The sequence below is a fragment of the Cupriavidus sp. F041 genome (assembly GCF_057814235.1).
Window position 1 is genome coordinate 2,499,043 of the sequence record NZ_JBVASY010000001.1, and the last position, 24,235, is coordinate 2,523,277.

Sequence of the window (24,235 nt, forward strand, 5' to 3'; positions counted from 1 at the left end):
TGCCAGCGGTAACCGGGTACTCACAGGCGATCAGCCATGAACGCGCGCACGGAGCCAACGGCATTGCCGTCGCCCCGGCTGGACGACCGCTTCGAGCAACTCGCCGGCAAGGTCTTCCTCACCGGGAACCAGGCAATCCTGCGCATCGCGCTGGACCAGCGCCGCATCGATGTGCGCCTGGGCAAGAATACCGGGGGCTTTATCTCCGGCTACCGCGGATCGCCGCTGGGCCGGCTCGACATGGAGCTGTGGCGCGTCCAGCCGCTGCTGCAGGCGATGAACGTGCGCTTCCAGCCCGGCGTCAACGAGGACCTGGCCGCCACTGCCATCTGGGGCACGCAATACGTCGGCACTTTTCCCGGCGCCACGGTGGAAGGCGTGTTTGGCATCTGGTACGGCAAGGGGCCGGGCGTCGATCGCAGCGGCGATCCGCTGAAGCACGGCAACCTGGCCGGCACCAGTGCCGCCGGCGGCGTGCTGGTCCTGGCGGGCGACGACCATAGCGCGAAGTCGTCGACCACCGCGCACCAGTCTGACTTCTCGCTGATCGCGGCAGGCATACCGGTGCTGTACCCGGCGAACGTCCAGGACATCATCGACTTCGGCTTGCGGGGGATCGAGATGTCGCGCCACAGCGGATGCTGGGTCGGCATGAAGCTTGTGACCGACGTGGTGGAATCCGCCAGCGAAGTCGAGGTGGGGCAGCGTGCCCCGATCGGTGCATTGCCCGCAGCCAATGGACCCCTGCATATTCGCGCCTTCGAAATGGCGCCGGTCGCGGAAGAGCGCCTGTACGTGCACAAGCTACCGGCAGCCGTCCATTTCGCCCGGGCGGCGGGGCTCAACCGGCTAGTGTGGCCTGCCCCGGCCGCGCGCGTGGGCATCGTCACCGCCGGCAAATCCTACGCCGATACGATGCAAGCCTTGCAGCGGCTCGGCATCGACGCTGCCAGTCCGCACGGCGCGGCGCTGCGCGTATTGAAGATCGGCATGGTATGGCCGCTCGAAGACGAAATCGTGCGCGCCTTTGCCGAGGGTCTCGACACCATCCTGGTGATCGAGGAGAAGCGGCCGCTGCTCGAGTCGCAACTGAAGTCCATCCTCTTCGATGCGCGCATGGCGCGGGCGCCCTTGGTGCGTGGCAAGTTCGACGGCGCGCCTGAGTGGTCCGCGTCGCGGGGCGCCCCGGTGCTGCCCATCTGCAATGAGCTGACGGTGCTCCAGATCGCCGATGCCATCCACCGGCTGCTGGGATTGCCGGGGCAGGCCGTGGCGGATGTGAATGCGCCATTGACGAGCGCGGCGGAACCTGCCGCGCCGCTGCGCCGGCCGAGCTTTTGCGCGGGTTGCCCGCACAACACGTCCACCAGGCTGCCGGACGGCAGCAGGGCGCTGGCGGGCATCGGCTGCCATACCATTGCCATGCTGAACGACCCGAAGAAGACGCACACCGTCTCGCACATGGGTGGCGAGGGGATGATGTGGATGGGGCAGGCGCCGTTCACTAGCGAGCCGCATGTCTTCGCCAACATGGGCGACGGGACTTACTTCCATTCCGGCTATCTGGCGATCCGCCAGGCGCTGGCGGCCAATCTGCGGATGACCTATAAGCTGTTGTTCAACGGCTTTGTCTCCATGACGGGCGGCCAGCCGGTCGATGGCGAGCTGAGTGTCGACAAGGCTGTCGCCCAGTTGCGGGCGGAGGGGATCAGGAAGCTCGTCGTGGTCACGGATGATGTGACGGCTTACGACCAGCGCCGCCGCGCAGCGCTGGACGTGCCGGTATACGACCGCGCGGCACTGGAGACCGTGCAGCGCGAACTGCGCGAATACGCCGGGCTGTCGGTGCTCATCTACGACCAGGCCTGCGCCACCGAGGCGCGGCGGCTGCGCAAGCGCGGCAAGCTGCCCGACCCGCCGGTGCGTACCTATATCGATCCCGAGGTCTGCGAGGGCTGCGGCGATTGCGGCGACCAGTCCGGATGCCTGGCCATCGAGCCGCTGGAGACGGCGCTGGGCCGCAAGCGGCAGATCAACCAGTCATCGTGCAACAAGGACATGTCGTGCGTGCGCGGTTTTTGCCCGAGCTTTGTGACGCTCGACGGGGCAAAGCCGCGCCGGCCCGAAACTAAGGGTGGCACGCCAGGCGACCTGAAGATTCCCGCGCTGCCGGACCCCGCCATCCCGGGCGATTTCGAACCGGCGTCGATCCTGGTGGCGGGCATCGGCGGCACCGGCGTCGTGACCATTGGCGCCGTGCTGACCATGGCGGCGCACCTGGATGGCAAGGCCGGCAGTTCACTGGACATCACCGGACTATCCCAGAAGTACGGTGCGGTCGGGTCGCATATCCGGATTGCCCCCAACGCGGAACTGCTGCACGCCGCGCGCATCGGCAGCGGCGAAGCCGATGTCCTGCTGGGATGCGACCTGATCGTCGCGGCCGGCGCCGACGCCCTGTCGCGGCTGCGACCGGGGCTGGCGCGCGCCTTCGTCAATACCGAGATCGTTCCCACCAGTGACTTCACCAGCCAGCCGGACTGGTCGGCCAATGAGACGGGTCTCAGGCATCGGCTGACCGCGGCACTGGGCGGGCGAGCCGAATTTGTCGACGTGGCAGCGCTGGCGCGGCAACTCCTTGGCGATGCCATTCTCTCGAACATGCTTTTGCTTGGCTACGCCTGGCAGAAGGGCTCGATCCCGGTGCGGCGGCCCGCGATGGAGAAGGCAATCGAACTCAACGGGGTGGCGGCCGCCACCAACCAGAAGGCGTTCGCGCTGGGCCGGTGGCTCGCGCATGACAACGCGGCGGTACTGCGGCTGCTGGCGCCCGTGCAGGTTGTCCGGATGCAGATGAAGGCGGGCGGATCGCTGGCCGGGCTGATCGAGGACCGGGCCCGGCGACTTGTCGGCTATCAGAACACGGCGCTTGCCGATCGCTACCGCAAGCGGATCGCAGCGGTCCAGCGCACGCTGGCAGGCCGTAGCGACGCCGAGGCCCTGGTCCGTCAGGTGGCGACGCAGTACTTTCGCGTGCTTGCGGTCAAGGACGAGTTCGAGGTGGCACGCTTGTATGCCAGGCCCGAGTTCCTGCAGTCCCTGCGCGATGCGTTCGAAGGCGAGTTCAAGATTGGCTTCCATCTGGCGGGCGGCCCCTTCGGCAAGCTGGACAAACTTACCGGAAAGGTCAGCAAGACACGCGTTGGCGGCTGGATACGTCCCGTGTTCCGCATGCTGGCCAGCGTGCGCTTCCTGCGTGGCAGCTGGCTCGACCCGTTCGCACGCGGCGCGGAGGCAGTACTGAATCGCCGCGTGCGCGATGCCTACGAAGAAGACCTCGACGCTATTGAACAGGTGGCGGCGCAATGGCCCGCGGAGCGCTTGCGGGAACTGCTGGCCTGGCCTGCCAGCGTGCGGGGGTATGGGCATGTCCGGGAACGGCTGGCGCAGTCCGGCTTCGCCAGGCGGGATAAGGCCCGCTCGAACCCATTCCCCAACGAGGAAGCATCTTGAACAAAGTCATCATCGCCTGCGCCATTACCGGGTCCATCCACACGCCATCCATGTCGCCCCATCTGCCTGTCACGCCTGACGACATTGCAGCGAGCGCGATTGGCGCCGCGCAGGCCGGCGCCGCCATCGTTCACCTCCACGCGCGCGATCCCGGCGATGGACGTCCTTCGCAGGACCCGGCGCTATTTCGCCGGTTCGCACCGGCCATCAAGGCGGCTTCGGATGTGGTGATCAACCTGACCACGGGCGGCGCGCCGACGATGAGCGTCGAGGAGCGGCTGCAGCCGGCGCTGCAGTTGCGGCCGGAACTCGCGTCCCTCAATATGGGCACGATGAACTTCGGCCTGTACGAATTGCTGGACCGCTTCAAGGACCTCAGGCACGACTGGGAGCGTCCCTACCTGGAGCAAAGCTACGACGGCATCTTCAGGAACACGTTCAAGGACATCGCATACATTCTCCAGTCCTGCGGTGAAAACCAGACGCGGTTCGAGATCGAGTGCTACGACATCGGGCACCTCTACACGGCGGCGCACTTCCTCGATCGCGCGCTCCTGACACCACCGCTGCTGATTCAGTCCGTGTTCGGGCTGCGGGGCGGCATCGGTGCGCATGTGGAGGACCTGATGCACATGCGCCGCACCGCGGACCGGCTGTTCGGCAGGGACTACGTCTGGTCGGTGCTGGGCGCCGGACGGCATCAAATGCCGCTGGCGGCGATTTCCGCGTCGGTCGGCGGCAATGTGCGCGTTGGGCTGGAGGATTCCCTGTGGGATGGCCCCGGCAGGCTTGCGCACAGCAATGCCGCGCAGGTACTGCGGGTGCGCAGTGTGATCGAGGCGCTGTCGCTCGAGATCGCTACGCCGGAAGAAGCGCGGTCGCTGCTGCTACTGAAGGGGCGCAATAGCGTCGGCTTCTGAAGCGGAAGGTGGCCCGGATCAACGCGTGCCGGGCCTCGTTCGAAGCTTGCAAGCAAGGGTGTGGAAGGGTGTGGAGGGGGGTGGACAATGGATCCGCCTTCTCCAATTTCATCAGAATCCTGATTTGTGCTCAATCCGTCTCATCGATATAATTCACCGACTATGCGGCCTGACCGGGGCATTTCATTCTTATATCCATTGAGCTGGAGCATTTAATGTTTTTGATTTGGCAAGGTTTAGGTTTTCTCGTTGTCATCGTTCCGCTTGCCGTCATGCTTGTCATGAGCCTGCTGGGCTCGGTGCTGAATCTTTCCAACGTGGCAACGATTGTCGTTGCACTGATTTTGTCCGCCGTGGCCGTCTTCTATCTCGGGCGCCGCCTCAACTCCCGCCCCGGGCGCATCCTGGTCGATCCCAAGACCCAGGAACCCGTCGAGCTTCGCAAGCGCCATACGCTGTTCTGGATCCCCATGCAGTATTGGGCGGTTCCTATCCTGATCATTGCCGGCATCGCCGCGATGGCGCTGTTTACCGCTGGCGCATAGTCTCCACGGGCAGGCCGGTTATCTTGTCCGCCCGTTCCCGCATCGCCGGATGACGAGCAGGGCCGGACGCCTGTCCGGTCCTGTTTTGCAAGCCTCGAACACCAATGCCAGCGGCGGATCATCGGGAGGCCGCGTAGAATGTCGGTCTTTCAACCTGAACGGCGGCCCGCCATGCAAGCCTCGGGCACCCAGGGCGCGCAGGCACTTTCAAGAGTCGACCTCGCCAAAGGTTGATGGTTTTCGTCAAGAGATTTCAAGTTGAAAAATCCGGTCAGTTACTGGCGCAATCGCCGGTTCTCCTCCGCGTTGCCTGAGGAGAGAGCATTGCATGGCGCCAGTACGGCGGCCCGGCGTGCCCGGCGCGGTATTGTCCTGCTGACCTTCGCCTTCGCGCTAAGCCAGTTCTATCGCAGCTGCCTGGCCGTGATGGCGCCCGAACTCCAGCATGACTTTGGCTTGACCGCCGCGGGTTTCGGCAGCTTGTCCTCCTGCTTCTTCCTGGCATTCGCTGTCGCGCAGATTCCCGTCGGGATCGCCTTCGACCGATATGGCGTGGGCAAGCCCACGGCCCTTCTTCTTGCCATCGGCGCGGTGTCTTCCTTGCTGTTTACGGCCGCGCCCAACGGCACGGTCGCCATGCTTGCGCAGGCGGGGCTTGGACTGGCCTGCGCACCGGTCTTCATGGGGCTGCTGCATTTCGCTTCCGAGCAGCTCTCCGAAAAGAACTACACCAGGGTTGTCAGCCAGTCCAACGCCACGGGCATGATTGGGGCACTGTGCGCAACGGCGCCGCTCGGGTGGGCCATGCACTTGCTCGGCTGGCGCGTTGCCATGTCCTTCGCGGCGCTTTGCATGGTTGTCGCCTGCTACGGCGTCTGGCGTTTCGTCCGGGACGAAGGGCACGCCGAGGCCCGCCATGTTCCGCTGTGGCCCATGCTCTCGCAGAGCGCGAAGCTGTTGGCCATCGCGCCCTTGTGGACCCTCATCCCGATGTGCGTCGCCATGTCGGCGGGCACGGCGTTCCGCAATGCGTGGAGCGGGCCCTATCTGGCCAATGTGTATGGCCTCGACTCCGGCGCCCGTGGCGTCGCGCTGGCCTTGCTCAGCGTCAGCGGGTTCCTGACCGCATTCTTCCTGCCTGTGCTGGTGCGGCGCAGCTCGCTCAAGACGACCATCGCGGCATGGTCCTGTTTCGCGATGACGGGTGCGATCTTCCTGACCATCTGGCCTGCGAGCGGCATGATTTCCGGCGTGGGCCTGATGGCGTTGCTGTCGACCATCGGCATGCTGCATCCGCTGGTCATGGCGCAGGGCCGTGGCCTGGTTCCGCCGTCTTCGCGCGGGAGAGGTCTCGGCGTGCTCAACACGTTCGTCTTCCTCGGCTCGGCGCTGACCTCGTGGGGCTTCGGCATGATTGCCCGGATGGGCGACCTCCAGCGATGGCCGGTATCGAAGACCTACGCCGCGATTTTCCTCACCGCAGCGGTGGTGGTAGCGCTGGCGGTGGTGCCGTATCTCTTTAGTCCGACGCCGAAAAGAAGCTGAGCCGCGCGCCGGCGCAAACGCATTTCACCCGACCCTGGCTATTATTTTGGAGGCACGGGTCGAAGCGAGCCTGGAAAACAATGAAAAAACGGATTCGCCTTATTTGCTTCGCCGTGGCGGTCGCCGTCCTGGCTTATCCATCGTATCTTTACCTGTACTACGGCGTGCCTCATGGGGCCAGGGTATATAGCCCGAACCAGGCGTTCTACTATCAAAAGTACAAACTGTTCAGTTGGATAAACCTGATCCCGACAATGTCCACCCCCGGGCAGGGATCGGACAAGCTCTACTATGTGAACGGCTATGTCCGGGTGTATACAGCCAATGGCATGCAGGTCGGCGAGACCCCTGCGTCCGGCGTGCCGGTGGCGGAAGTGCACTGGGCAGACGATGCGGTGGTGGTGATGGACGGCCACGACGGCGGCATCATCGAACTGCCGGGAAAGTCCGAATAACCGGGGCCAGAGGAGGGCGGGATATCAGGCAGGCGCGCGTGCGGAATGCGCCGCGCCCCTCGCCCCCGTTCGCCAGGCAGGCGGCGATGTGGTCGACAAGATGCAGCACCCGGATCTGGCATAGCGTTCCCGGTGGGGATCAACCCACGATCAGTTTCAACCCGGCGGGCAGGGACTCGCCAAACACGCGCCCCTCGTCGGCTTCATCGAGTTCCACCGTTTCGCGCACCATGGCGATCCAGCTTTGCGGTGCGTGGGCGGCTTCCAGCCGCCGGACTACGCTCGCGCGGATCTCGGGGGACAGGTCCCTGGAGCGGTCGCCTGTCATGCGGGCGATCTGGACGGCGGCGAACGCGGCCGGCTCGACCTTCTTCCAGTCGAGCGCAAGAATCGCTTCCAGCCATTGCGCGGCGACCTCGGCAGGCACGACGCTGTGCGCGCTGCCATAGAACGGCCGGCGTGCCCCGATGCGGCCCACGGCCCACCAGCCCTGGCTGTTTTCCGAGGGCTTGCGCAGCCGGGCCAGCAACCATTCGGCGAGTTCGATCTTGCGCTCGGCCGGGATGCGTTCGAGGGACCCGGCAAGGCGCACCATGTCGGCGTAGCCGGCCCTTGCGGGGCCGGCAGGCCGTTTATACCGCGTGCTGCCGGGCGGCTGCAGATGGAAGGCCATGTCGTCCAGCAAGCGCAGTTGCGCGCTCTCGTCCAGGCCGCCCGCCGCCCGCCGCCACAGCGTCCACCACTCCGACCAGATCTGGCTTTCGTTGACGTACTGGATCCCTTGCTCGTACAGCGACCAAAGCTGTTCGACGCGCCAGTCGTCGAGCGGGTAGCCGAACCCCGGCCGCACGCAGTAGCCGGCCAGGTTCAGCCACAGGCGTTCATGGTCGGCCGTGCGCCGCCGCCGCCGCGCGCGCTCCCAGAACGTGCCGAACAGTTCGCGCAGCAGCGCGCTGTCCCAGCGCTCGCGCGTGCCCAGGAGTTGCTCCAGTTGCGCCCGCATCCGCTTGACCTCCTTGGGGCCGACGTCTTGCGAGCGCGCGCCGAAGGTACGGTCGATGGTTTCGACCGCTTGCGGCAAGGCTGCGTTCGGCGTATCCGGCGTTTCAGCGGGCGTGGGCGCTGCCGTGCCGTTGGCGCGCAGCTGGAATTCGAGCAGCCATCGCTGCGAGGCATCGGCCATATCGATGCAGTGCACCTCCAGCGTGCCGACCTCGGTCAGCGATGTGGTGAGCTGCACCGGCGTTTCCCGGGGCCCGCTCGCGCCGCGCGGCTGCACGACCGTGGCAATCGGCGGCAGGCGAACGAAGTCGCCCTTCGACAGATCGGTCAGCTCGCCCGGCCGATAGGCCGTGTCGGCGACGGAGGAAACCAGGTGGAAGCGCACCGGATGCCCGAGCCGCAGGGCGAAGGCGCGATCCTCCAGATGGATCTCGTGGCCTTCTTCCGTGCCTCGCGGCAACAGGCAGATGCCTTGCTGCCCCTGCGCGCCATCGTCGAGAACGAGGAAGTAGCTGCGCGGCGATCCCCCGCCGATGCGCGGCGCCTGGCCGGTGCGCGCGCGCGCGTACGCTACCGCGCCACGGGCAACGGCTACGTCGGGGTTGTCGTTGTGCAGTACCTGCACGGGCGCACCGCGCCAGGTGCCCAGGGTGCCGGCAACGCGCCCCGCCAGCGCATCGGCGCGGAACACCCCGCCGTTGAGCAGCAGGGTGTCGGGCATCGCCAGCGCGTCATCATGCGTCTGCGCCGTGCCCAGTGCCGTTTGCGACTGCGCAGCGTGCTGGCTCAGGAAGGCCGCAACGTGCCGCGTGACCGCCGGGTCGGCCGCATAGGGCAGGCCAAACTCGACAATGGCGCCCCGTGCGCGGCCGGGCCGTTCGCTGGACGACACCGCAGGGAAGAATCCATCGACGATGAGCTGTTCGATTTCCTGCCGCGTCACTTCCACCGAGCGTGCCGCGCCGATCAGCCGGGAGCCCGCGCCCAGCAGCGTCACCGTGACCGAGTCCGGCGGCTGCGCGCCGAGGAGCTGCTCCTTGGCGGCGCGGCAGCGCGCGACGAGCTGCGACAGGCTGGCCGCCGACAGCCGTGTCTCTGCCGTGGCGAGACGCGCTTCGACAAGATGCGCCAGGGCGAGGTCCATATTGTCGCCGCCGAGCATCAGGTGATTGCCCACGCCGATGCGGGTCAGTTGCGGCTGCCCGTCCTGCATCTCCACCTTGATGAGGGTCAGGTCGGTGGTGCCGCCGCCGACGTCGCAGATCAGCACCAGGCGCGTTTGCGCAAGGTCCGTTTCCAGCGTCTGGCGATGATGGAACAGCCAGTCGTAGAACGCAGCCTGCGGCTCTTCGAGCAGGCGCAGGGCGGGCAGCCCGCCCATGCGCGCCGCTTCCAGCGTCAGCGCGCGCGCGCCTTCGTCGAATGAGGCGGGCACGGTAAGCACCACGTCCTGTTCTTCGAGCGGGGCCTGCGGGAAACGGTGATTCCATGCCGCGCGCACGTAGCCCAGATAGCTGGCGCTTGCCGCGACCGGCGAGATCTTGCCGACCTCTTCGTCCGCCCCCCAGGGCAGGATTGGCGCGGTCCGGTCGACCGAGGCATGCGACAGCCAGCTTTTCGCGCTGGCCACGAGCCTGCCGGGCACCTGCGCGCCCAGCGTGGCCGCGAGGCGGCCGATCACGGTCCGGCGCGCTCCGGCGCTCGCGGCGTGTTGCCACGGCAACTGCAGGTCGCCCCCGTTGAGTTCGCCGGGCGCCGCGTGGTAGCGCACGGATGGCAGGAGAGGCCGCGCGGCGACCTCTCCCAGGCTGACCAGCTGATCGATATCGAAGACGCGGATCTGCTCGGACCCCGCCTCCGCATAGGCGACGACCGTGTTGCTGGTGCCAAGGTCAATGCCGACGATGTACGGCTTCATCTCAATCAGGCATTGGGGTTGCCGCGCACGTCGAACTCGACCTTCCAGCGCTCGCCGGCGCCGCGGGGCACGGCTTCCAGTTCCAGCGTCCCGGCCTCGGTGACCCGCGCGTGCAGTTTCACTGGCACCACTTCGCCGGGCGTGCGCCCTTCGGGCGGCAGCGTGGCCTGGATTTCATCGAGTTCCTGCAGTTCCTCGGGCGACCAGGAGTCGAGCAGGGTGCCGACCTGGTCCTGGCGTCGCACCGACGAGCCGAAGAAGCGGAAGTGCACCGGCTCGCCCACCACCAGGCCGAATTCCTGCGGCGGCAACGCGGCCTCGGTCCCTTCTTCCATGCCGAACGGCGCCACGCACAGCGCCTGTATGGGCGGCTCGAAGCCAGGCACGGCGGGCATCGACGATTCCACGGCGATATAGTAGGCACGCGCGGTGCCGCCACGGATACGCACGCCCTTGCCGCGCCGCACGTAGCCGTAATACGCGGCGCCGCGCGCCACGGCCAGGTCCAGGTCGGCGCCTTCCAGCAGGCGCGCAGGCGCCGCGCCTTCCGCCGCAAGCCAGCCATTGAGCGTCTGCAGGATGCGCTCCACCAGCAAGCCCGACTTGAACACGCCGCCATTGAAGAGGACGGCGGTGGGGTGCAGGAAGGTCGCGCCTTCCGGCTGTGCGCTCTGGAAGCCTTCAAGTTCCGCGAGCGCTGCCACCTGGCGGCCCAGGAACGCGGCCAGATGCCGCGTGATGGCCGCATCCTGCGCATACGGCAGGCCGAGTTGCGTGAGCCCGCCGCGCGCCCGGCTTACCGGGCGGGCCGAGCCCTCCACTTGAGGGAAGAAGCCTTCCAGGATGGTCTGGGTGAGCTCGGCGCGGGTCAGCTCCGTGCGGATCGAGCCGCCAATCAGCTTGGACCCCCGGCTCGGCACGACCAGCGGCACGGCATCCGTAGCCGGATCGGTGAGCAGCGTTTCCTTGGCAGAGCGGCAGGCATAGGTGAGTGCGCGCAGTTGCCACGGATCGGCCTGCGTGCCCTGGCCAGCCAGCTTGCGCGCTACCACATGGGCCAGCGCGAGATCCATATTGTCGCCACCGAGCAGGATGTGCTCGCCCACGGCAACGCGGTGCAGTTCGAGGTTGCCATCGCGCTCGACCACGGCGATCAGCGAAAGGTCGGTGGTGCCGCCGCCGACGTCCACGACGAGGATGATGTCGCCGACCCTTACCTGCTTGCGCCAGTGGCCGTCGCTCTTCTGGATCCAGCTATAGAGCGCGGCCTGGGGCTCCTCCAGCAGGGTCATGCGTGCATACCCGGCTGCTTCGGCCGCTTCGGCGGTCAGCTCCCGCGCGGCGGGGTCGAACGAGGCGGGAATCGTGACGGTGATTTCCTGCTCGCCGAACGGGGCTTCGGGATGCGCGTGATCCCACGCCTCACGCAGGTGCGTGAGATAGCGCACGGAGGTCTCGAGCGGCGAGACGCGCGTCACTTCAGGCGGCGCGTCGTTCGGCAGGATCGCCGCCCGGCGATCCACGCCGGGGTGGCACAGCCAGCTTTTCGCACTCGACACCAGCCGGATCGGCGTGGCTGCGCCGCGGGTGCGCGCCAGCTCGCCGACCGCGAAGTCGCGCGTGGCGTTCCACGGCAAGCCCAGGTCGCCCGGGGCGAGTTCGCTCGGGTGCGGCAGGTAGAGGAAGGAGGGCAGCAGATCGAGGTCTTCGATGGCACCCGGCGCGGTGAGTTGCGTGACCGGCAGGACACCCTGGCTGGTCTTCTCGCCGTCGCTGGCAGTGAGGTCGACGTAGGAGAGGGCGCTATGCGTGGTGCCCAGGTCGATGCCGATGGAATAGCGTGCTGCGCTCATAGTTCCACCTCGGCCGGGGCGATCACGGTGGCGTCATGGCGTTCGGCCAGCCGGGGCAGACGGACTTCCGCGACTTTCCAGCCGCGGTGGCTGATGCTGCCGTTGAACGGCGCGCTGCCTACCACGTTGCCGGTCAGCCGGACGGCGGTGGCGTCGAAGCCGTCGGCCAGCGTCACGCGGCTGCCCTCGGCTTCCTCGCGCACCGGCTTGATGGTGAAGTGCTCACGCAGCACCGCGCGGCAGCCATCGTGCACGAGGCGGGCGGCGGCACCGATTTCCGTGTCGGAATAAGCCGCGATGTCTTCCTCGACAAAGTCCACAAAACGCGCGTCGCGCTGGAGCAGTCCCAGCAACTGGAGTGCCGCGGCCGGGCTCGCTTCCTTCAGCGCGGGGGCGGCAGGCTGCGGCGCCGGTGCGGCAGCTTGCGGCACCGGGGCCGGGGCTGCGGCTGCAAGGCCTTCGCCGCTGCGCAGGCGGCACACGCCGGCGGCGAAATCGCGGTCGCCCAGGATGGTGAAGAAGGTGCCGACGGCAAGAGAGACCCTGCCGAAGAAAGATAGATTCGAGTCGGTCATTAAATGCTCCTGGTGTGCTCTGTTCAAGGACGAGCTGTCCCCTCGCGACGCTGGACAAGCCCCGGAGGCTCATGCGATTCCGGACACCTGGGCACGAGCCGGGCGTCAGCGTCTTATGCTTTTGGCCCTGCCGGGCCTCTCAGGTGCGTATTTTGCCCTATTGCGCCTGCGAACCGGCCCCGCCGGTTATACAGCATCGCGGTGTGTTTCATATGGCGTCGGCACAGGCCTGCGCTTTTCAGGCAGCCACGAAGTCCTGGCGGCATGCCGCAACCAGCTCGCGCGCCGTCTGTTCCCGCCGTGTGCGCTCAAGCACCTGCGCCTGGCCAATGCCATCGGCAAGCGCCTGCACCGCCACAGTGCACAGGGCCTCCGGCGGCTCCCAGGTGGCGGCGAACGCGGCCTGTTTGCTGGTCCCCGGATCCAGCCCCGGCCGTATGATGTTCACGCTCGGCAGGGCAAATGCCATGGCCACGATGCGGCCGTGGAGGCTGCTGCCGGCAAAGCCGCGGCTGTGCGCGATCACGGCGCAGATGTCCCAGATATCCAGGGACTGGACGATGCCCGGCGCGGGCGTGCCCATGCGTTGCGCCAGCCGCCGGTAGCAGGACAGCTCGTCATGCCAGGGCGCGGCGCCGGCGCGGAACAGCACCACGCCGTATCCGGTTGCCCGCGCGGCGCGGTCGAGCTGGCTGGCGATCTCGCCGAGGGTTTGGTCGTCGCCGAAGTCCGCGCTGAACTGCACGGCAAGATAGCCCTGCGGGAAGGCGTCGGTCATGCGCGCCAGCTCACCGTGGCGGACCCGCTGGCGGATGCGCTCGCCAAACAGCGCCTCGACCATCACCGCCGGATCCGGGGCAAGGCTGGCCGCTATGCCGTTGGCCCGCAGGATCTGCCTGGTCCGGGCATCCCTCACGCTGACATGGGCCGCGGCCCTCAGCTTGCCCAGCACTTCCGCCCGCATGGCAGGGTCGCGCTGGTCCAGGCCGACGCCGCCCACGGCGTTGTAGATCACGGCCCGCGCCTGGGGGAACAGGCCCTGCGGCAGCACGTAAGGCGCCCGGTCCGCCACGCCCAGCACGCTGCGCGCCCATGCCTGGCGCTCCCGCGGCCGGTCGTCGAGCCGCGCGATCAGCACATCTGCCTTGCCCGGTGGCTGTAGCATCACAGCCGCCTCCCACGCTTCGCAGCAAAGAATCTCGCCACCCACATGGATGATGCCGGGCGCTTGCAGGTCCGGCTGCGCCGCCAGATGCAACAGGGAATCGACCCGGTGGCCGCCGTGCGGCAGCAAGTTGCGCCGCGCCAGCCCGGCATAACGCAGCGGCTGGTCTTTCAGCAGGCAGGTGAGGACATGGGGCAACAGCAGATCGCCGAAGTTATGGCGATCGAAGGCACCAAACAGGATGACGGGACAACCGGCTTCGAGGGCAGGGGGCACGGGGCGGGTGAGCCAGGGATCTCATCCAAGCATAGGCGGCCCGTGGCGGGTCTCTCCTATATTAGTGAGTGTCATTGAGCGCGCCGCCGCCATCCGGCGCCCGGGTTCAGGCATCGAGCGGCATCGCGCTGGTGCACTTGATCTCATCCAGGCAAACGCTGGACTTCACCCCGCTCACGCCAGGGATGCGCATCAGCGTGTCGAGCAGGAAATCCGAAAGCGATTTGAGATCGCGCGCCACCACCTTCAGCACGTAGTCGATATCCCCCGTGACGGAGAAGCATTCCTGGATCTGCGCCAGTTCGGCGACAAGCCCCTTGAAATTCGACAGATCCCGGATGTGGCCCCGCTCCATCGTGACATGGATGAAGGCGACGACGCCAAAGCCCAGGCTGGCGGAGTCCAGCCGGGCTTCGTAGCGCTTGATGATGCCGGCCTCTTCCAGCCGGCGGTGCCGGCGCAGTGTCTGCGCCGGCGACAGGCGGATAGCCTCGGCCAGTTCGAGGTTGGAGGCGCGTCCATTTTCCTGCAGCGCCGCCAGCAAGCGGCGGTCTATGCGATCAAGCTCAGGATTGTGCACTTTTGTTTCCTTTGTTCCTGCAATGATGAAATTTTATCTCATGATCTAGGGTTTGCCTGCGTGGATAACGAAATCCTATTTACCGGAGCGGAATATAAACTCAGTGCCAGATTGACGGTACGGACGGGGAGTTGAGAGCCCACGCCGTACGTGTCTGGCGCTGCGCACCAACGCGTTGGCGTACAGCTGCCGCAATATTATTTCTCTCGTCCCCCCAACTTCCTGTTGAGCACACCATGGCCGATCTGTTTGAAAACCCGATGCAGTTGATGGGCTTCGAATTCGTGGAATTCGCCTCGCCCACTCCCAACCTCCTGGAGCCGCTGTTCGAACAGATGGGCTTCAGCCTGGTCGCGCGCCACCGCTCCAAGGACGTGGTGCTGTACCGCCAGGGCGATGTCAACTTCATCGTCAACCGCGAGCCGAACAGCCCGGCGGCCTACTTCGCGGCCGAGCACGGCCCGAGCGCCTGCGGCATGGCATTCCGCGTGAAGGACTCGCACAAGGCTTATGCGCGCGCCCTGGAACTCGGCGCCCAGCCGGTGGAAATCGCCACCGGCCCGATGGAACTGCGCCTGCCGGCGATCAAGGGCATCGGCGGTGCGCCGCTGTACCTGATCGATCGCTTCGAGGAAGGCAAGTCCATCTATGACATCGACTTCGAATTCATCGAAGGCGTGGACCGCCACCCGGTGGGCCATGGCCTGCGCCTGATCGACCACCTGACGCACAACGTCTACCGTGGCCGCATGGCCTACTGGGCTAATTTCTACGAAAAGCTGTTCAATTTCCGTGAAATCCGCTACTTCGACATCCAGGGCGAATACACCGGACTGACCTCGAAGGCCATGACCGCCCCCGACGGCAAGATCCGCATCCCGCTGAACGAGGAATCGTCCAAGGGTGCCGGCCAGATCGAGGAATTCCTGATGGCCTTCAACGGCGAGGGCATCCAGCACATCGCCTTCCTGACGGACAACCTGATCGAAGTCATCGACAGCCTGCAGATGGCCGGCGTGCCCCTGATGACCGCGCCCAACGATTACTACTATGAAGGCCTGGAAAAGCGCCTGCCGGGCCACGGCCTGCCGGTGGACCAGCTGAGGGCGCGCGGCATCCTGGTGGACGGCACGACCGAAGGCGGCAAGCCGCGCCTGCTGCTGCAGATCTTCTCCAAGACCGCGCTCGGCCCGGTGTTCTTCGAGTTTATCCAGCGCAAGGGCGACGAGGGCTTCGGCGAAGGCAACTTCAAGGCGCTCTTCGAATCGCTGGAGCGCGACCAGATCGAACGCGGCACGCTAAAGGTCTGAGGCCCACAAGGCAGCGAGACACCGAGGCACTGAGCCGCGGACTGCAACAACACCGCCCGGCGCCCGCAGCAAGACTGCGCGCCGGCGGTGCCTGGCCAAAGCGCCCGCAACACGCGAGAGGCGCAGGCCCACATTCCAAAAGAGTGGGTAGAGACACAATATGGTTCCCAATTCCAAGAGCACGGAAGAGACACTCAAGCGCGGCTTGAAAAACCGGCATATCCAGCTGATCGCGCTGGGCGGTGCCATCGGCACCGGGCTATTCCTGGGCATTGCCCAGACCATCAAGATGGCAGGCCCTTCGGTCCTGCTCGGCTACGCGGTGGCCGGGATCATCGCCTTCTTCATCATGCGCCAGCTCGGCGAGATGGTGGTCGACGAACCCGTCGCCGGCTCCTTCAGCCACTTCGCCAACAAGTATTGCGGCAGCTTTGCCGGCTTCATGTCGGGCTGGAACTACTGGGTGCTGTATATCCTGGTCAGCATGGCGGAACTGTCGGCGGTGGGCATTTATGTCCAGTACTGGTGGCCGCACATTCCCACCTGGGTATCCGCGCTGGCGTTCTTCCTGCTGATCAACGCCATCAACCTGTCGAGCGTCAAGTCGTTCGGCGAGATGGAGTTCTGGTTCTCCATCGTCAAGGTCCTGGCCATCGTCGGCATGATCGTGTTCGGCGGCTACCTGCTGGCGTCCGGCACGGCCGGTCCGCAAGCGAGCGTGGCCAACCTGTGGCAGCACGGCGGCTTCTTCCCGAACGGCATCAGCGGCCTGGTCATGGCCATGGCGGTGATCATGTTCTCGTTCGGCGGCCTGGAGCTGGTGGGCATTACCGCGGCAGAGGCGGATGCGCCGGAAAAGACCATCCCCAAGGCCACCAACCAGGTGATCTACCGCATCCTGATCTTCTACGTTGGCGCGCTGGGCGTACTGCTCTCGCTCTACCCGTGGGAAAAGGTCGTGACCGGCGGCAGCCCGTTCGTGCTGATCTTCCATGCGATGAACAGTGAAATCGTGGCCACGGTGCTGAATGCCGTGGTGCTGACCGCCGCGCTGTCGGTCTACAACAGCGGCGTGTACTGCAACAGCCGTATGCTGTACGGCCTGGCCAAGCAGGGCAATGCGCCGCAAGCGCTGCTGAAAGTCAACAAGCGCGGGATTCCGCTGGCCGCGCTGGGTGTTTCGGCACTGGCCACGGCTGCCTGCGTTGTGATCAACTACTTCATGCCGGGCGAAGCCTTCGAACTGCTGATGGGCCTGGTGGTCTCGGCGCTCATCATCAACTGGGCGATGATCAGCATCATTCACCTCAAGTTCCGCCGCGACAAGCGCATCGCCGGCCAGGAGACGCGCTTCAAGAGCCTGGGCTATCCGTTCACGAACTACCTGTGCCTGGTCTTCCTGGCGGGTATCCTGTACGTGATGTACCTCACGCCGGGGCTGCGCATTTCGGTGTACCTGATTCCGGCATGGATGGCCGTGCTGGGCGTGAGCTACCGTTTGCGGCAAAAGAACGCGGCGCCGGCCCTGCAGCAGAGCGTATCGGCATAATGATGACCCTGGCGGCCCTCCGGCCGCTGGCCACAACCCATTCCAGCCAGAGTATCCAATGTTCGAACATATCGATGCCTATCCCGGCGACCCGATCCTTTCGCTCAACGAGAGCTTTCAACTAGATCCGAGGACCGACAAGGTCAACCTGAGCATCGGCATCTACTTCGATGGCGAAGGCAAGCTGCCCGTGATGCAGGCGGTGGCGGAAGCCGAAGGCGCGCTGATGGCCGACATGGGCCCGCGTCCCTACCTGCCCATGGCCGGCTTCGCGGCCTACCGTGACGCCGTGCAGGCGCTGGTTTTCGGCGCGCAATGCAAGGCGCGCGCGGAAGGCCGCATCGCCACCGTGCAGACCCTGGGCGGTTCGGGCGCGCTGCGGGTCGGCGCCGACTTCCTGAAGCGTTATTTCCCGGAGGCGCAAGTCTGGATCAGCGATCCGAGCTGGGAAAACCATCGCGTGATCTTCGAGCGCACCGGCTTCACCGTCAACACGTATCCGTACTACGACGACGCCACCGGCGGCCTCAAGTTCGACGCCATGATGGACGCGCTGCGGCTGATCCCGAAGCGCAGCATCGTGCTGCTGCACGCCTGTTGCCACAACCCCACCGGCGTGGACCTGAACCAGGACCAGTGGCGCAAGCTCATCGCGCTGCTGAAGGCGAACGAGTTGCTGCCCTTCGTCGACATGGCCTACCAGGGCTTCGGCGCCGGCCTGGACGACGATGCGTTCGCGGTGCGCGAGCTGGTGGCGCAAGGCGTGCCGTGCCTGGTGGCGAATTCATTCTCGAAGAATTTTTCGCTGTATGGCGAACGCTGCGGCGGGCTGAGCGTGGTCTGCGACAGCGCGGAAGAAACCGGCCGGGTACTGGGCCAGCTGACGGGCGCGGTACGTGCCAACTACAGCAACCCGCCGACCCACGGCGCACGGGTGGTGGCCAAGGTATTGACCACGCCGGCACTGCGCGAGACCTGGGAACGCGAGCTGGCGCAGATGTGCGATCGCATCGCCAGGATGCGCGCGGCGATCCACGACAGCCTGCGCGACCATGTCAGCGGCGAGGCGCTGTCGCGCTACCTGACCCAGCGTGGCATGTTCACCTATACCGGCCTGATGGCCGACCAGGTGGACCGCCTGCGCGCGGAGCACGGCGTGTACCTGCTGCGCTCGGGGCGGATGTGCGTGGCTGGCCTGAACGAGCGCAACGTGAAGCAGGTGGCGGGGGCTATTGCCAGCGTGCTGGCACCGGCTGCGTAAGGGCTGCGGGTTCGGCATTGGCCGGTATGGCAACGCCGCCTGCAACGACGACTGCTGAATCCGTTGATTCTTGTGTGTGGCCCCGGGGGGCCACACCGCCGCGCGATGCGCAGCGAGCGACCCGATGAAGCCTGTTCCGGCGCAATGAGCGAGTCCGCCCGGACTCATCCTGCCTCGTCTATCGATTAACTGTGCCACCCGGGCATGCCGCGCACCGCGGTGATCGTGTCATCGATGGGTTAATGGAGCGTGGCCCTCGCACGCGATGCTGCACTACGGGGGATTCCCTCCGGACTGATTTTCCAACAATGAGCCCGATGCCCGGTACCAGACCGGCTATTTGCGCTCGCACTGACTGTGCCGGGATGCAGATTCGCGCCCGGGATGCGCACTCGATTCTGTGTGGCTATTACGTTACTATGGAAGCGTTCTCCATGCTCTGCAAATAGCCAGTTGCGGGATTAGCCCCGGCCGACAGACGTTTGCAGTGTAATGCTCCCCATTTATCCAACGTCCCACATAAGGATAGCCTTGATGTCTCCCCGTCTTTTTCTTCGAAGCACGCTGCTCTGCGCTGTCACGCTTGTTCCGGCCGCGCCGGCTTTCGCATACTTCGACACGTTCATCCATGGCACCGTGATCGGGAGCATGAGCCAAAAGGAATCGGCCGCGCTATCCAGGGCAGTCGGCAAGACGCTGAACGAAGGCGCCGACGGAGCGGAGGTGCCATGGACCTACCCGGCGTCGGGAAAGCGCAAACCGATCGAGGGTAATCTGACCCCGATGGGCGCGAAGACCGACAAAGGCCAGTCCTGCCGGCAGTTGAAGGTTCAGCTGAAACGCTCTGACCTGGAAGACAACTGGACCGGCTGGTTCTGCAAGCAGAGCGACGGGCACTGGCGCTCGCGCCAGCTCAGCGAAGGTTGAGCGCCAGTCAACTTCAATGGCTTAAAGCCTTAAAGACTTAAAGTCAAAGGCGGTTTCACCACCCCTGCGGGGCGGCGACCTACTTTTTTGTCTTGCCAAAAAAGTAGGCAAAAAAGGCGCGCCGGATGGGGCGACCCCCCCCTCGTCGGCAGACAAAAAGAGCGGCCGGGACCCAAACTCGCATCGCCTTAAGGCGATACTCAAACATGGGTCCCTCTTTTCCGCTCTTTTTGCCTGCCGACGAGGCGCCCCATACGGCTTGGTACACCTTGACGGCTCGCTTCGCATCGCGGGGTGGTGTGGCCCGCCCCTCGGGCGCTCCACACGGCTACGCCAATCTTGTTCTGGCGGCGGCGCTGTTATTCGCGGTCCTCGAATATTGCGCGTGGGGCTTCCGGGGGCTCTGATTCTGCGGTCGCGGCTCAATTGGACATGATGCGCTCGATAGCAGAGACCGCGCCGGCCAGGCCGTTCTCCGTCCGCATGCTGGCACCTAGTGCCTGGGCACGGGAGCGCGCTTCGGGGCTCTCGGCGAAGGCGATGCCGCGTGCCAGGGCAGTGGCTTGCAGGTGCTTCCCGTTCACGGCGCCGGCGGCAATGCCTGCGCGCCTGAGCCGGTCGGCCCAGAAGAACTGGTCGCCCGCGAACGGCACCACCACCGACGGCACGCCGGCCCGCGCCGCGGAATGGGTTGTGCCGGAACCGCCATGATGGATGACCAGCGAGGTCCTGGGAAACAGCCAGTCATGGGGCGTGTCGCCCACGACATGAAAATTCGCCGGCAGCACGGTGGCGTCCGCACCGCTCCAGCCCTGATAGAACAACGCCCGGCGGCCCGCGGCGGCGGCGATCAGCGCTTCCAGCGTTTTCTGCCGGTCAAAACCCGCCATGCTGCCGAAGCCGATGTAGATCGGTGCCTCCCCGGCCGCGAGGAAGTCGAGCAACGACTGCGGCGCGGACCAGTCCGGCGACGGCGGGATCCATTGCCCGCAGACATGCGTGTTGCCGGGCCAGTCGCCAGCGCGGGGCAGCAGGCTGGGCGATATCCCGTACAGCATCGGGTGCCGGGTCCAGAGTTCCCGCTGTGGCGGCAGCCCGCACACGGCCGCGCGCGCTGCGTTGGTCTGCTTGCGGAACGCGCGCCACAGCAGCCCGTTGACGAAGTGATGGCTCGCGCGGTTGAGCAGGCCCGGCACCCGGTTCGGCGGCAGGAAGGGCGAAGCGAATGCCGCGGTCGGTGTGATCGGGATGAGTCCGGTGCCGATGGCCTTCACGCCGAGATGTTCTGCCGCCGACAAGCCGACAAAGGCGGCCAGCGCCGAGACGATGATGGCATCGCAGCCCTCGCCGGCCGCCACGATCGCCCGCAGCCAGGCCTCGGCATTGGCATTGGCAATGCCCGCCAGCGCGCTCGCGGTGCTGGTGAGCCCGCTGTTCCCGGCAACGACGCTGGCGATCGCGTTCTCGGGCTGCAGCGTTCCCTTGATGTCTCCCGCCAACGCGGTCGTCGGGATGCCAAGGGACCGGGCGCTGCCCAGGGTGGCTTCATCGGCGAGCAGCCGGGTTTCGTGACCGGCGTCCATCAGGGCGTGGCACAGTGCCGCCAGCGGGCGGGTATCGCCTTCCGTTCCATAGGTAACAACGACGAATTTCATGTTTTCTTGCGGCTCCTGGTGCTCGGTACGGCTGGCCGGTTCAAGCCAGAGGCGAAGGCCGGCAGCGGCACCAACTATTAGGCAACCCTGCAAATAAGCACAATCCCGGATCCGTTCTCCTAGACTTGAAAACCGCGAGGCCGCCACCGGGCGATCCGGGATGTGGCGTTCGAAGATCTTACTGATACGGGGCGCAATATGGAATTCCTGAACTCCGGCAAGATTCTGCCCGCAGGGCTGCCTTTCTCCGAGTGCGTGCGGGTTGGCGAGCTGTTGTACCTCTCCGGGCAGATGGGCATCGTGCCCGGCACCACCCGCCTTGTGCCAGGCGGAATCCGCGAAGAAGCCAGGCGGGCGCTGATGAATATCCGCATCGCGCTCGAAGCGCACGGCCTGTCGCTAAAGCATGTGGCCAAATGCACCATCATGCTGGCCGATATCGGCGAGTGGCAGGTGTTCAACGAGGTCTACAAGGAGTTTTTCGAGGAACCGTATCCGGCGCGCAGCGCGCTCGGCGCCAACGGGCTGGCGCTCGGCGCGAGGGTGGAGGTGGAGTGTATTGCTGCGTTTGGCGGCTGAACGGCGATTCCGGCGCCGTCGCGCCGGATGCCAATTTACTTGCTGGCGTCACGGCTGTCGCCGCCGATCATGTCGAGGATGATCATGGTGCGGTCCAGTACGCCGCGGTCGTCAAAATAGGCGCTGAAGTGGGCCGGCATGTAGCCGCCTGTATAAAGCCGGTACGACCATGCCTCGCGCTTCATGAGGGGGTAATACTGGACCGGCTCGCGCGGCATGCCAAAGCGCTCGGCTACGTCGCGCTTGGTCCAGACACCCGGCCGTGCCTCGTAGATCTCCTTCTCGGTCAGCATCTGGCGGAAGTTGGAAAGGTTTCCGCTTGCGTCGAAATCCGCGGCGTAGACCTCGAATCCGAGCGGCTGCTTGGAGTAGATCCAGCGGCTGGTGCCCCCGGCGAGCTGATAGGTCTCGGTGGGGGCGCCGAACGTGTCGCGCACGGTACTTTGCGGACTGCCGATCATTTTTTGCGCGGTCTGCACGGGGTTCAGGCTCGCGCAGGCACACAGCGCGAACGCGGCGGCGGCCGCGGCCATCCATCTGACTAAGCGATATTGCATGACCATTCTCCAGCGTCTGCGCGGGTCGTGTTTATCGGGGACATCCGTCCAGCATAGCGCATGCGCACGCACATGCACATGCCGCACCCGTCGCGCATCCCTTGCCCTCACGGTAAACGCATCGGGCGAGGGATTTATTCCACCAGCCCAAATCGCGCGGCGCCCGTGATTTTCCGCCTTGACTTTCATTTAACCAGAAGGTTAAATGAGTCCATGCCATCCTCCATCGACCCGCTCACCACCATCTTTGCCGCCCTGGCTGACCCGACCCGCCGTGCGATCCTGGCGCGCCTGGCCGAAGGGGAGGCGCCGGTAAGCGAGTTGGCGCGTCCGTTCGAGATGTCCGCTCCGGCGATTTCGAAGCACCTGCGCGTGCTTGCGGAAGCCGGACTGATCGAACGCGAAGTCAACGCGCGCTGGCGCATCTGCCACCTGCGGGCCGATGCGTTGCGCGACGCGCATGACTGGCTGGGTACTTACCGGCGCCATTGGGAAGGCAACCTGGATCGCCTCGTTGAGTTCGTCGAACGCACCCATGCGGCGGGCGTCACCGAAGGCGCCCGCAGCGAAAGCAAATCCCGAGGGAAAAAATCATGACCCAAGCCGCTACCTTTCACCTGGAAATGGAACGCTTCATCCGCGCCCCGCGCGAGAAGGTCTTCGATGCATTTACCAGCCAGGCCGCGCTGGCCGCGTGGCATTGCCCGCGGGGCATGAGCGTGCTGGAAGCCAGCGCCGACGTACGCGTCGGCGGCAAGTACCGCATCGTGATGGGCGGGCGCGATGGCGCGAAGCACATCGTGGGCGGCGAGTACCAGGCGATCGACCGCGCTGACTTCCTCGCCTATACCTGGACCTGGGAATCCGGCGAAATACCGCGGGAGATCAAGACGCTGATCGAAGTCACGCTGACGGAGACGGAGGGCGGCACCCGTCTGCACATGCGCCACAGCGGCTTCCCGGAAGCGCGCGAGCGCGACTCGCATATGGGCGGATGGCAATCGGTGTTCAACCGCCTCAGCGACTACCTCGATCCGGCGGGCAGCGCTGGCACCGTGACCGTGATCGGCGATCCGCGCAGCAGCTACTGCCGCACGGTGCGCATGGCGCTTGAGGAAAAAGGCGTGGCTTACACGCTGAAGCCGGTGCCGCCGCATTCGCCGGAGGTGCTTGCGCACAATCCGTTCGGGCGCATTCCCGTGCTGACCGACGGACCGATCGCGTTCTACGAAACCCGCGCGATCCTGGGCTATATCGAGGAAGCCTTTGACGGACCGAGCCTGCTTGAAAAATCCGGCCCCATCGCCCGTGCGCGCTGCGAGCAGTGGATCAGCCTGATCAACTGCCATGCCTATGACACGATGGTCCGCCGCTATGTCCTGCAGTACATCTTTCCAAAGGGAGAGAACGGCCAGCCCGATCGCGGGGTGGTCGATGCGGCGCTGCCGGAGATAGCCGCGCAACTCCAGGCGCTGGAGGGCGCATACGGCGATCGCGACTACCTGGCTGGCACGGCGCTGTCGATGGCGGACCTGTTCCTCGCGCCGATCCTGACGTATGTGGGCATGTTCCCTGAAGGGGCCGAGTTGCTGGAGAAGTGCCCCAACGTGCGGCGCGCGCAGGCGGTCATGCGCGAGCGGCCCAGCTTTGCCGCCACGCAGCCGCAGCTTGGCTGACGGCGGGACCTGAGTGGAGGCGGATCAGCTATCCGTGCCGCTTGTCCGGGTACAACGCCTCCAGGCGGGCCCGGACAGCGGAAATGTGATCGCCTGTGTTTGCCACGGCCTCCTGGAGTTCGGACTGCGTGCAGTTAAGCTCCGTGCACCAGTACTGCACTTCAAGTGCGTCCATCATGTTGATCCTTCCCGGATCCAGTGGCCTGAAGTGCTTCGGATCGTTGCTCATGCGGTTCTCCCAGCCTTTGCCGGCCGCGTCACATGGGGTCGTGAGCGGGGCGTGTTGCTGTCGAATGGCTGCCTTGCATTGTAGTCATTGATCGGCCGCGCATGGCAGCGTGTTAGCGCGTGCGGCCGCTTGGTTCAGCGCAGCG

General features: G+C 65.7%; 20 protein-coding genes. 12 read left to right on the plus strand and 8 right to left on the minus strand.

Annotation, left to right across the window (positions count from 1 at the left end):
• Nucleotides 1-36 precede the first annotated feature (36 nt).
• From ACZY0R_RS11425 to ACZY0R_RS11445, 5 genes are all read left to right on the plus strand, one after another.
• Nucleotides 37-3,513 (plus strand): indolepyruvate ferredoxin oxidoreductase family protein, encoded by a 3,477-nt coding sequence (locus tag ACZY0R_RS11425; protein ID WP_488858463.1) that lies wholly within the window; start codon nucleotides 37-39, stop codon nucleotides 3,511-3,513.
• Entirely contained in the window at nucleotides 3,510-4,433 is a 924-nt protein-coding gene (gene kce, locus ACZY0R_RS11430) for a 3,5-dioxohexanoate:acetyl-CoA acetone transferase (RefSeq protein WP_488858464.1), read from the plus strand. The genes ACZY0R_RS11425 and kce overlap by 4 nt, the downstream gene beginning before the upstream one ends.
• A 215-nt stretch (nucleotides 4,434-4,648) precedes the next feature.
• Nucleotides 4,649-4,978 carry a hypothetical protein gene (locus ACZY0R_RS11435; RefSeq protein ID WP_045240898.1) on the plus strand — a complete coding sequence of 110 codons (330 nt, stop codon included), beginning with the start codon at nucleotides 4,649-4,651 and terminating at the stop codon, nucleotides 4,976-4,978.
• Nucleotides 4,979-5,302: 324 nt separating this feature from the next.
• Complete coding sequence (locus ACZY0R_RS11440) at nucleotides 5,303-6,523, plus strand: MFS transporter (protein ID WP_488858465.1); 1,221 nt, start codon at nucleotides 5,303-5,305, stop codon at nucleotides 6,521-6,523.
• 80 nt (nucleotides 6,524-6,603) lie between these two features.
• Complete coding sequence (locus tag ACZY0R_RS11445) at nucleotides 6,604-6,978, plus strand: hypothetical protein (protein ID WP_488858466.1); 375 nt, start codon at nucleotides 6,604-6,606, stop codon at nucleotides 6,976-6,978.
• A gap of 139 nt (nucleotides 6,979-7,117) precedes the next feature.
• On the opposite strand, the gene ACZY0R_RS11450 is transcribed toward ACZY0R_RS11445, so the two are convergent.
• The 5 genes from ACZY0R_RS11450 to ACZY0R_RS11470 all read right to left on the minus strand — a co-directional run bounded on the left by ACZY0R_RS11450 (nucleotide 7,118) and on the right by ACZY0R_RS11470 (nucleotide 14,347).
• The gene (locus tag ACZY0R_RS11450; RefSeq protein ID WP_488858467.1) at nucleotides 7,118-9,898 is read right to left on the minus strand and encodes an Hsp70 family protein; all 2,781 of its coding nucleotides are present in this window, start codon (nucleotides 9,896-9,898) and stop codon (nucleotides 7,118-7,120) included.
• A 5-nt stretch (nucleotides 9,899-9,903) separates the two neighbouring features.
• On the minus strand, nucleotides 9,904-11,751 hold the full coding sequence (locus ACZY0R_RS11455; protein ID WP_276288285.1) for an Hsp70 family protein: 1,848 nt from the start codon (nucleotides 11,749-11,751) through the stop codon (nucleotides 9,904-9,906).
• Entirely contained in the window at nucleotides 11,748-12,326 is a 579-nt protein-coding gene (locus ACZY0R_RS11460) for a DUF2760 domain-containing protein (protein WP_045240892.1), read from the minus strand. Before ACZY0R_RS11460 ends, ACZY0R_RS11455 begins: the two co-directional genes overlap by 4 nt.
• Before the next feature lie 238 nt (nucleotides 12,327-12,564).
• Complete coding sequence (locus tag ACZY0R_RS11465; protein WP_488858469.1) at nucleotides 12,565-13,767, minus strand: polysaccharide pyruvyl transferase family protein; 1,203 nt, start codon at nucleotides 13,765-13,767, stop codon at nucleotides 12,565-12,567.
• 106 nt (nucleotides 13,768-13,873) lie between these two features.
• On the minus strand, nucleotides 13,874-14,347 hold the full coding sequence (locus ACZY0R_RS11470) for an Lrp/AsnC family transcriptional regulator (protein ID WP_045240890.1): 474 nt from the start codon (nucleotides 14,345-14,347) through the stop codon (nucleotides 13,874-13,876).
• 236 nt (nucleotides 14,348-14,583) lie between these two features.
• Here ACZY0R_RS11470 and hppD point away from each other — a divergent pair, with 236 nt between their 5' ends.
• The 4 genes from hppD to ACZY0R_RS11490 all read left to right on the plus strand — a co-directional run bounded on the left by hppD (nucleotide 14,584) and on the right by ACZY0R_RS11490 (nucleotide 19,394).
• Nucleotides 14,584-15,657: a 4-hydroxyphenylpyruvate dioxygenase gene (gene hppD / locus ACZY0R_RS11475; RefSeq protein WP_045240889.1), complete on the plus strand. Its 1,074-nt coding sequence runs from the start codon at nucleotides 14,584-14,586 to the stop codon at nucleotides 15,655-15,657.
• 160 nt (nucleotides 15,658-15,817) lie between these two features.
• Nucleotides 15,818-17,206: an amino acid permease gene (locus tag ACZY0R_RS11480; RefSeq protein ID WP_488858470.1), complete on the plus strand. Its 1,389-nt coding sequence runs from the start codon at nucleotides 15,818-15,820 to the stop codon at nucleotides 17,204-17,206.
• Between the two features lie 58 nt (nucleotides 17,207-17,264).
• Complete coding sequence (locus ACZY0R_RS11485; RefSeq protein WP_488858471.1) at nucleotides 17,265-18,467, plus strand: amino acid aminotransferase; 1,203 nt, start codon at nucleotides 17,265-17,267, stop codon at nucleotides 18,465-18,467.
• Nucleotides 18,468-19,001: 534 nt separating this feature from the next.
• Nucleotides 19,002-19,394 carry a hypothetical protein gene (locus ACZY0R_RS11490; RefSeq protein WP_488859643.1) on the plus strand — a complete coding sequence of 131 codons (393 nt, stop codon included), beginning with the start codon at nucleotides 19,002-19,004 and terminating at the stop codon, nucleotides 19,392-19,394.
• A gap of 422 nt (nucleotides 19,395-19,816) precedes the next feature.
• Here ACZY0R_RS11490 and ACZY0R_RS11495 read toward each other — a convergent pair whose 3' ends face one another.
• Complete coding sequence (locus ACZY0R_RS11495) at nucleotides 19,817-21,049, minus strand: glycosyltransferase (protein WP_488858472.1); 1,233 nt, start codon at nucleotides 21,047-21,049, stop codon at nucleotides 19,817-19,819.
• A 198-nt stretch (nucleotides 21,050-21,247) separates the two neighbouring features.
• Here ACZY0R_RS11495 and ACZY0R_RS11500 point away from each other — a divergent pair, with 198 nt between their 5' ends.
• Nucleotides 21,248-21,628: a RidA family protein gene (locus ACZY0R_RS11500; RefSeq protein WP_052686187.1), complete on the plus strand. Its 381-nt coding sequence runs from the start codon at nucleotides 21,248-21,250 to the stop codon at nucleotides 21,626-21,628.
• Between the two features lie 35 nt (nucleotides 21,629-21,663).
• Here the strand turns inward: ACZY0R_RS11500 and ACZY0R_RS11505 are convergent, their stop codons facing one another.
• Entirely contained in the window at nucleotides 21,664-22,185 is a 522-nt protein-coding gene (locus tag ACZY0R_RS11505) for a hypothetical protein (protein ID WP_488858473.1), read from the minus strand.
• 213 nt (nucleotides 22,186-22,398) lie between these two features.
• Here ACZY0R_RS11505 and ACZY0R_RS11510 point away from each other — a divergent pair, with 213 nt between their 5' ends.
• Both ACZY0R_RS11510 and ACZY0R_RS11515 read left to right on the plus strand, forming a co-directional pair.
• Nucleotides 22,399-22,782, plus strand: coding sequence for an ArsR/SmtB family transcription factor (locus ACZY0R_RS11510; protein ID WP_045240882.1), 384 nt, complete (start codon nucleotides 22,399-22,401; stop codon nucleotides 22,780-22,782).
• Entirely contained in the window at nucleotides 22,779-23,861 is a 1,083-nt protein-coding gene (locus ACZY0R_RS11515; protein WP_488858474.1) for an SRPBCC domain-containing protein, read from the plus strand. The genes ACZY0R_RS11510 and ACZY0R_RS11515 overlap by 4 nt, the downstream gene beginning before the upstream one ends.
• Before the next feature lie 28 nt (nucleotides 23,862-23,889).
• Here ACZY0R_RS11515 and ACZY0R_RS11520 read toward each other — a convergent pair whose 3' ends face one another.
• Nucleotides 23,890-24,090, minus strand: coding sequence for a DUF3606 domain-containing protein (locus ACZY0R_RS11520; protein WP_488858475.1), 201 nt, complete (start codon nucleotides 24,088-24,090; stop codon nucleotides 23,890-23,892).
• Between the last annotated feature and the right edge of the window lie 145 nt (nucleotides 24,091-24,235).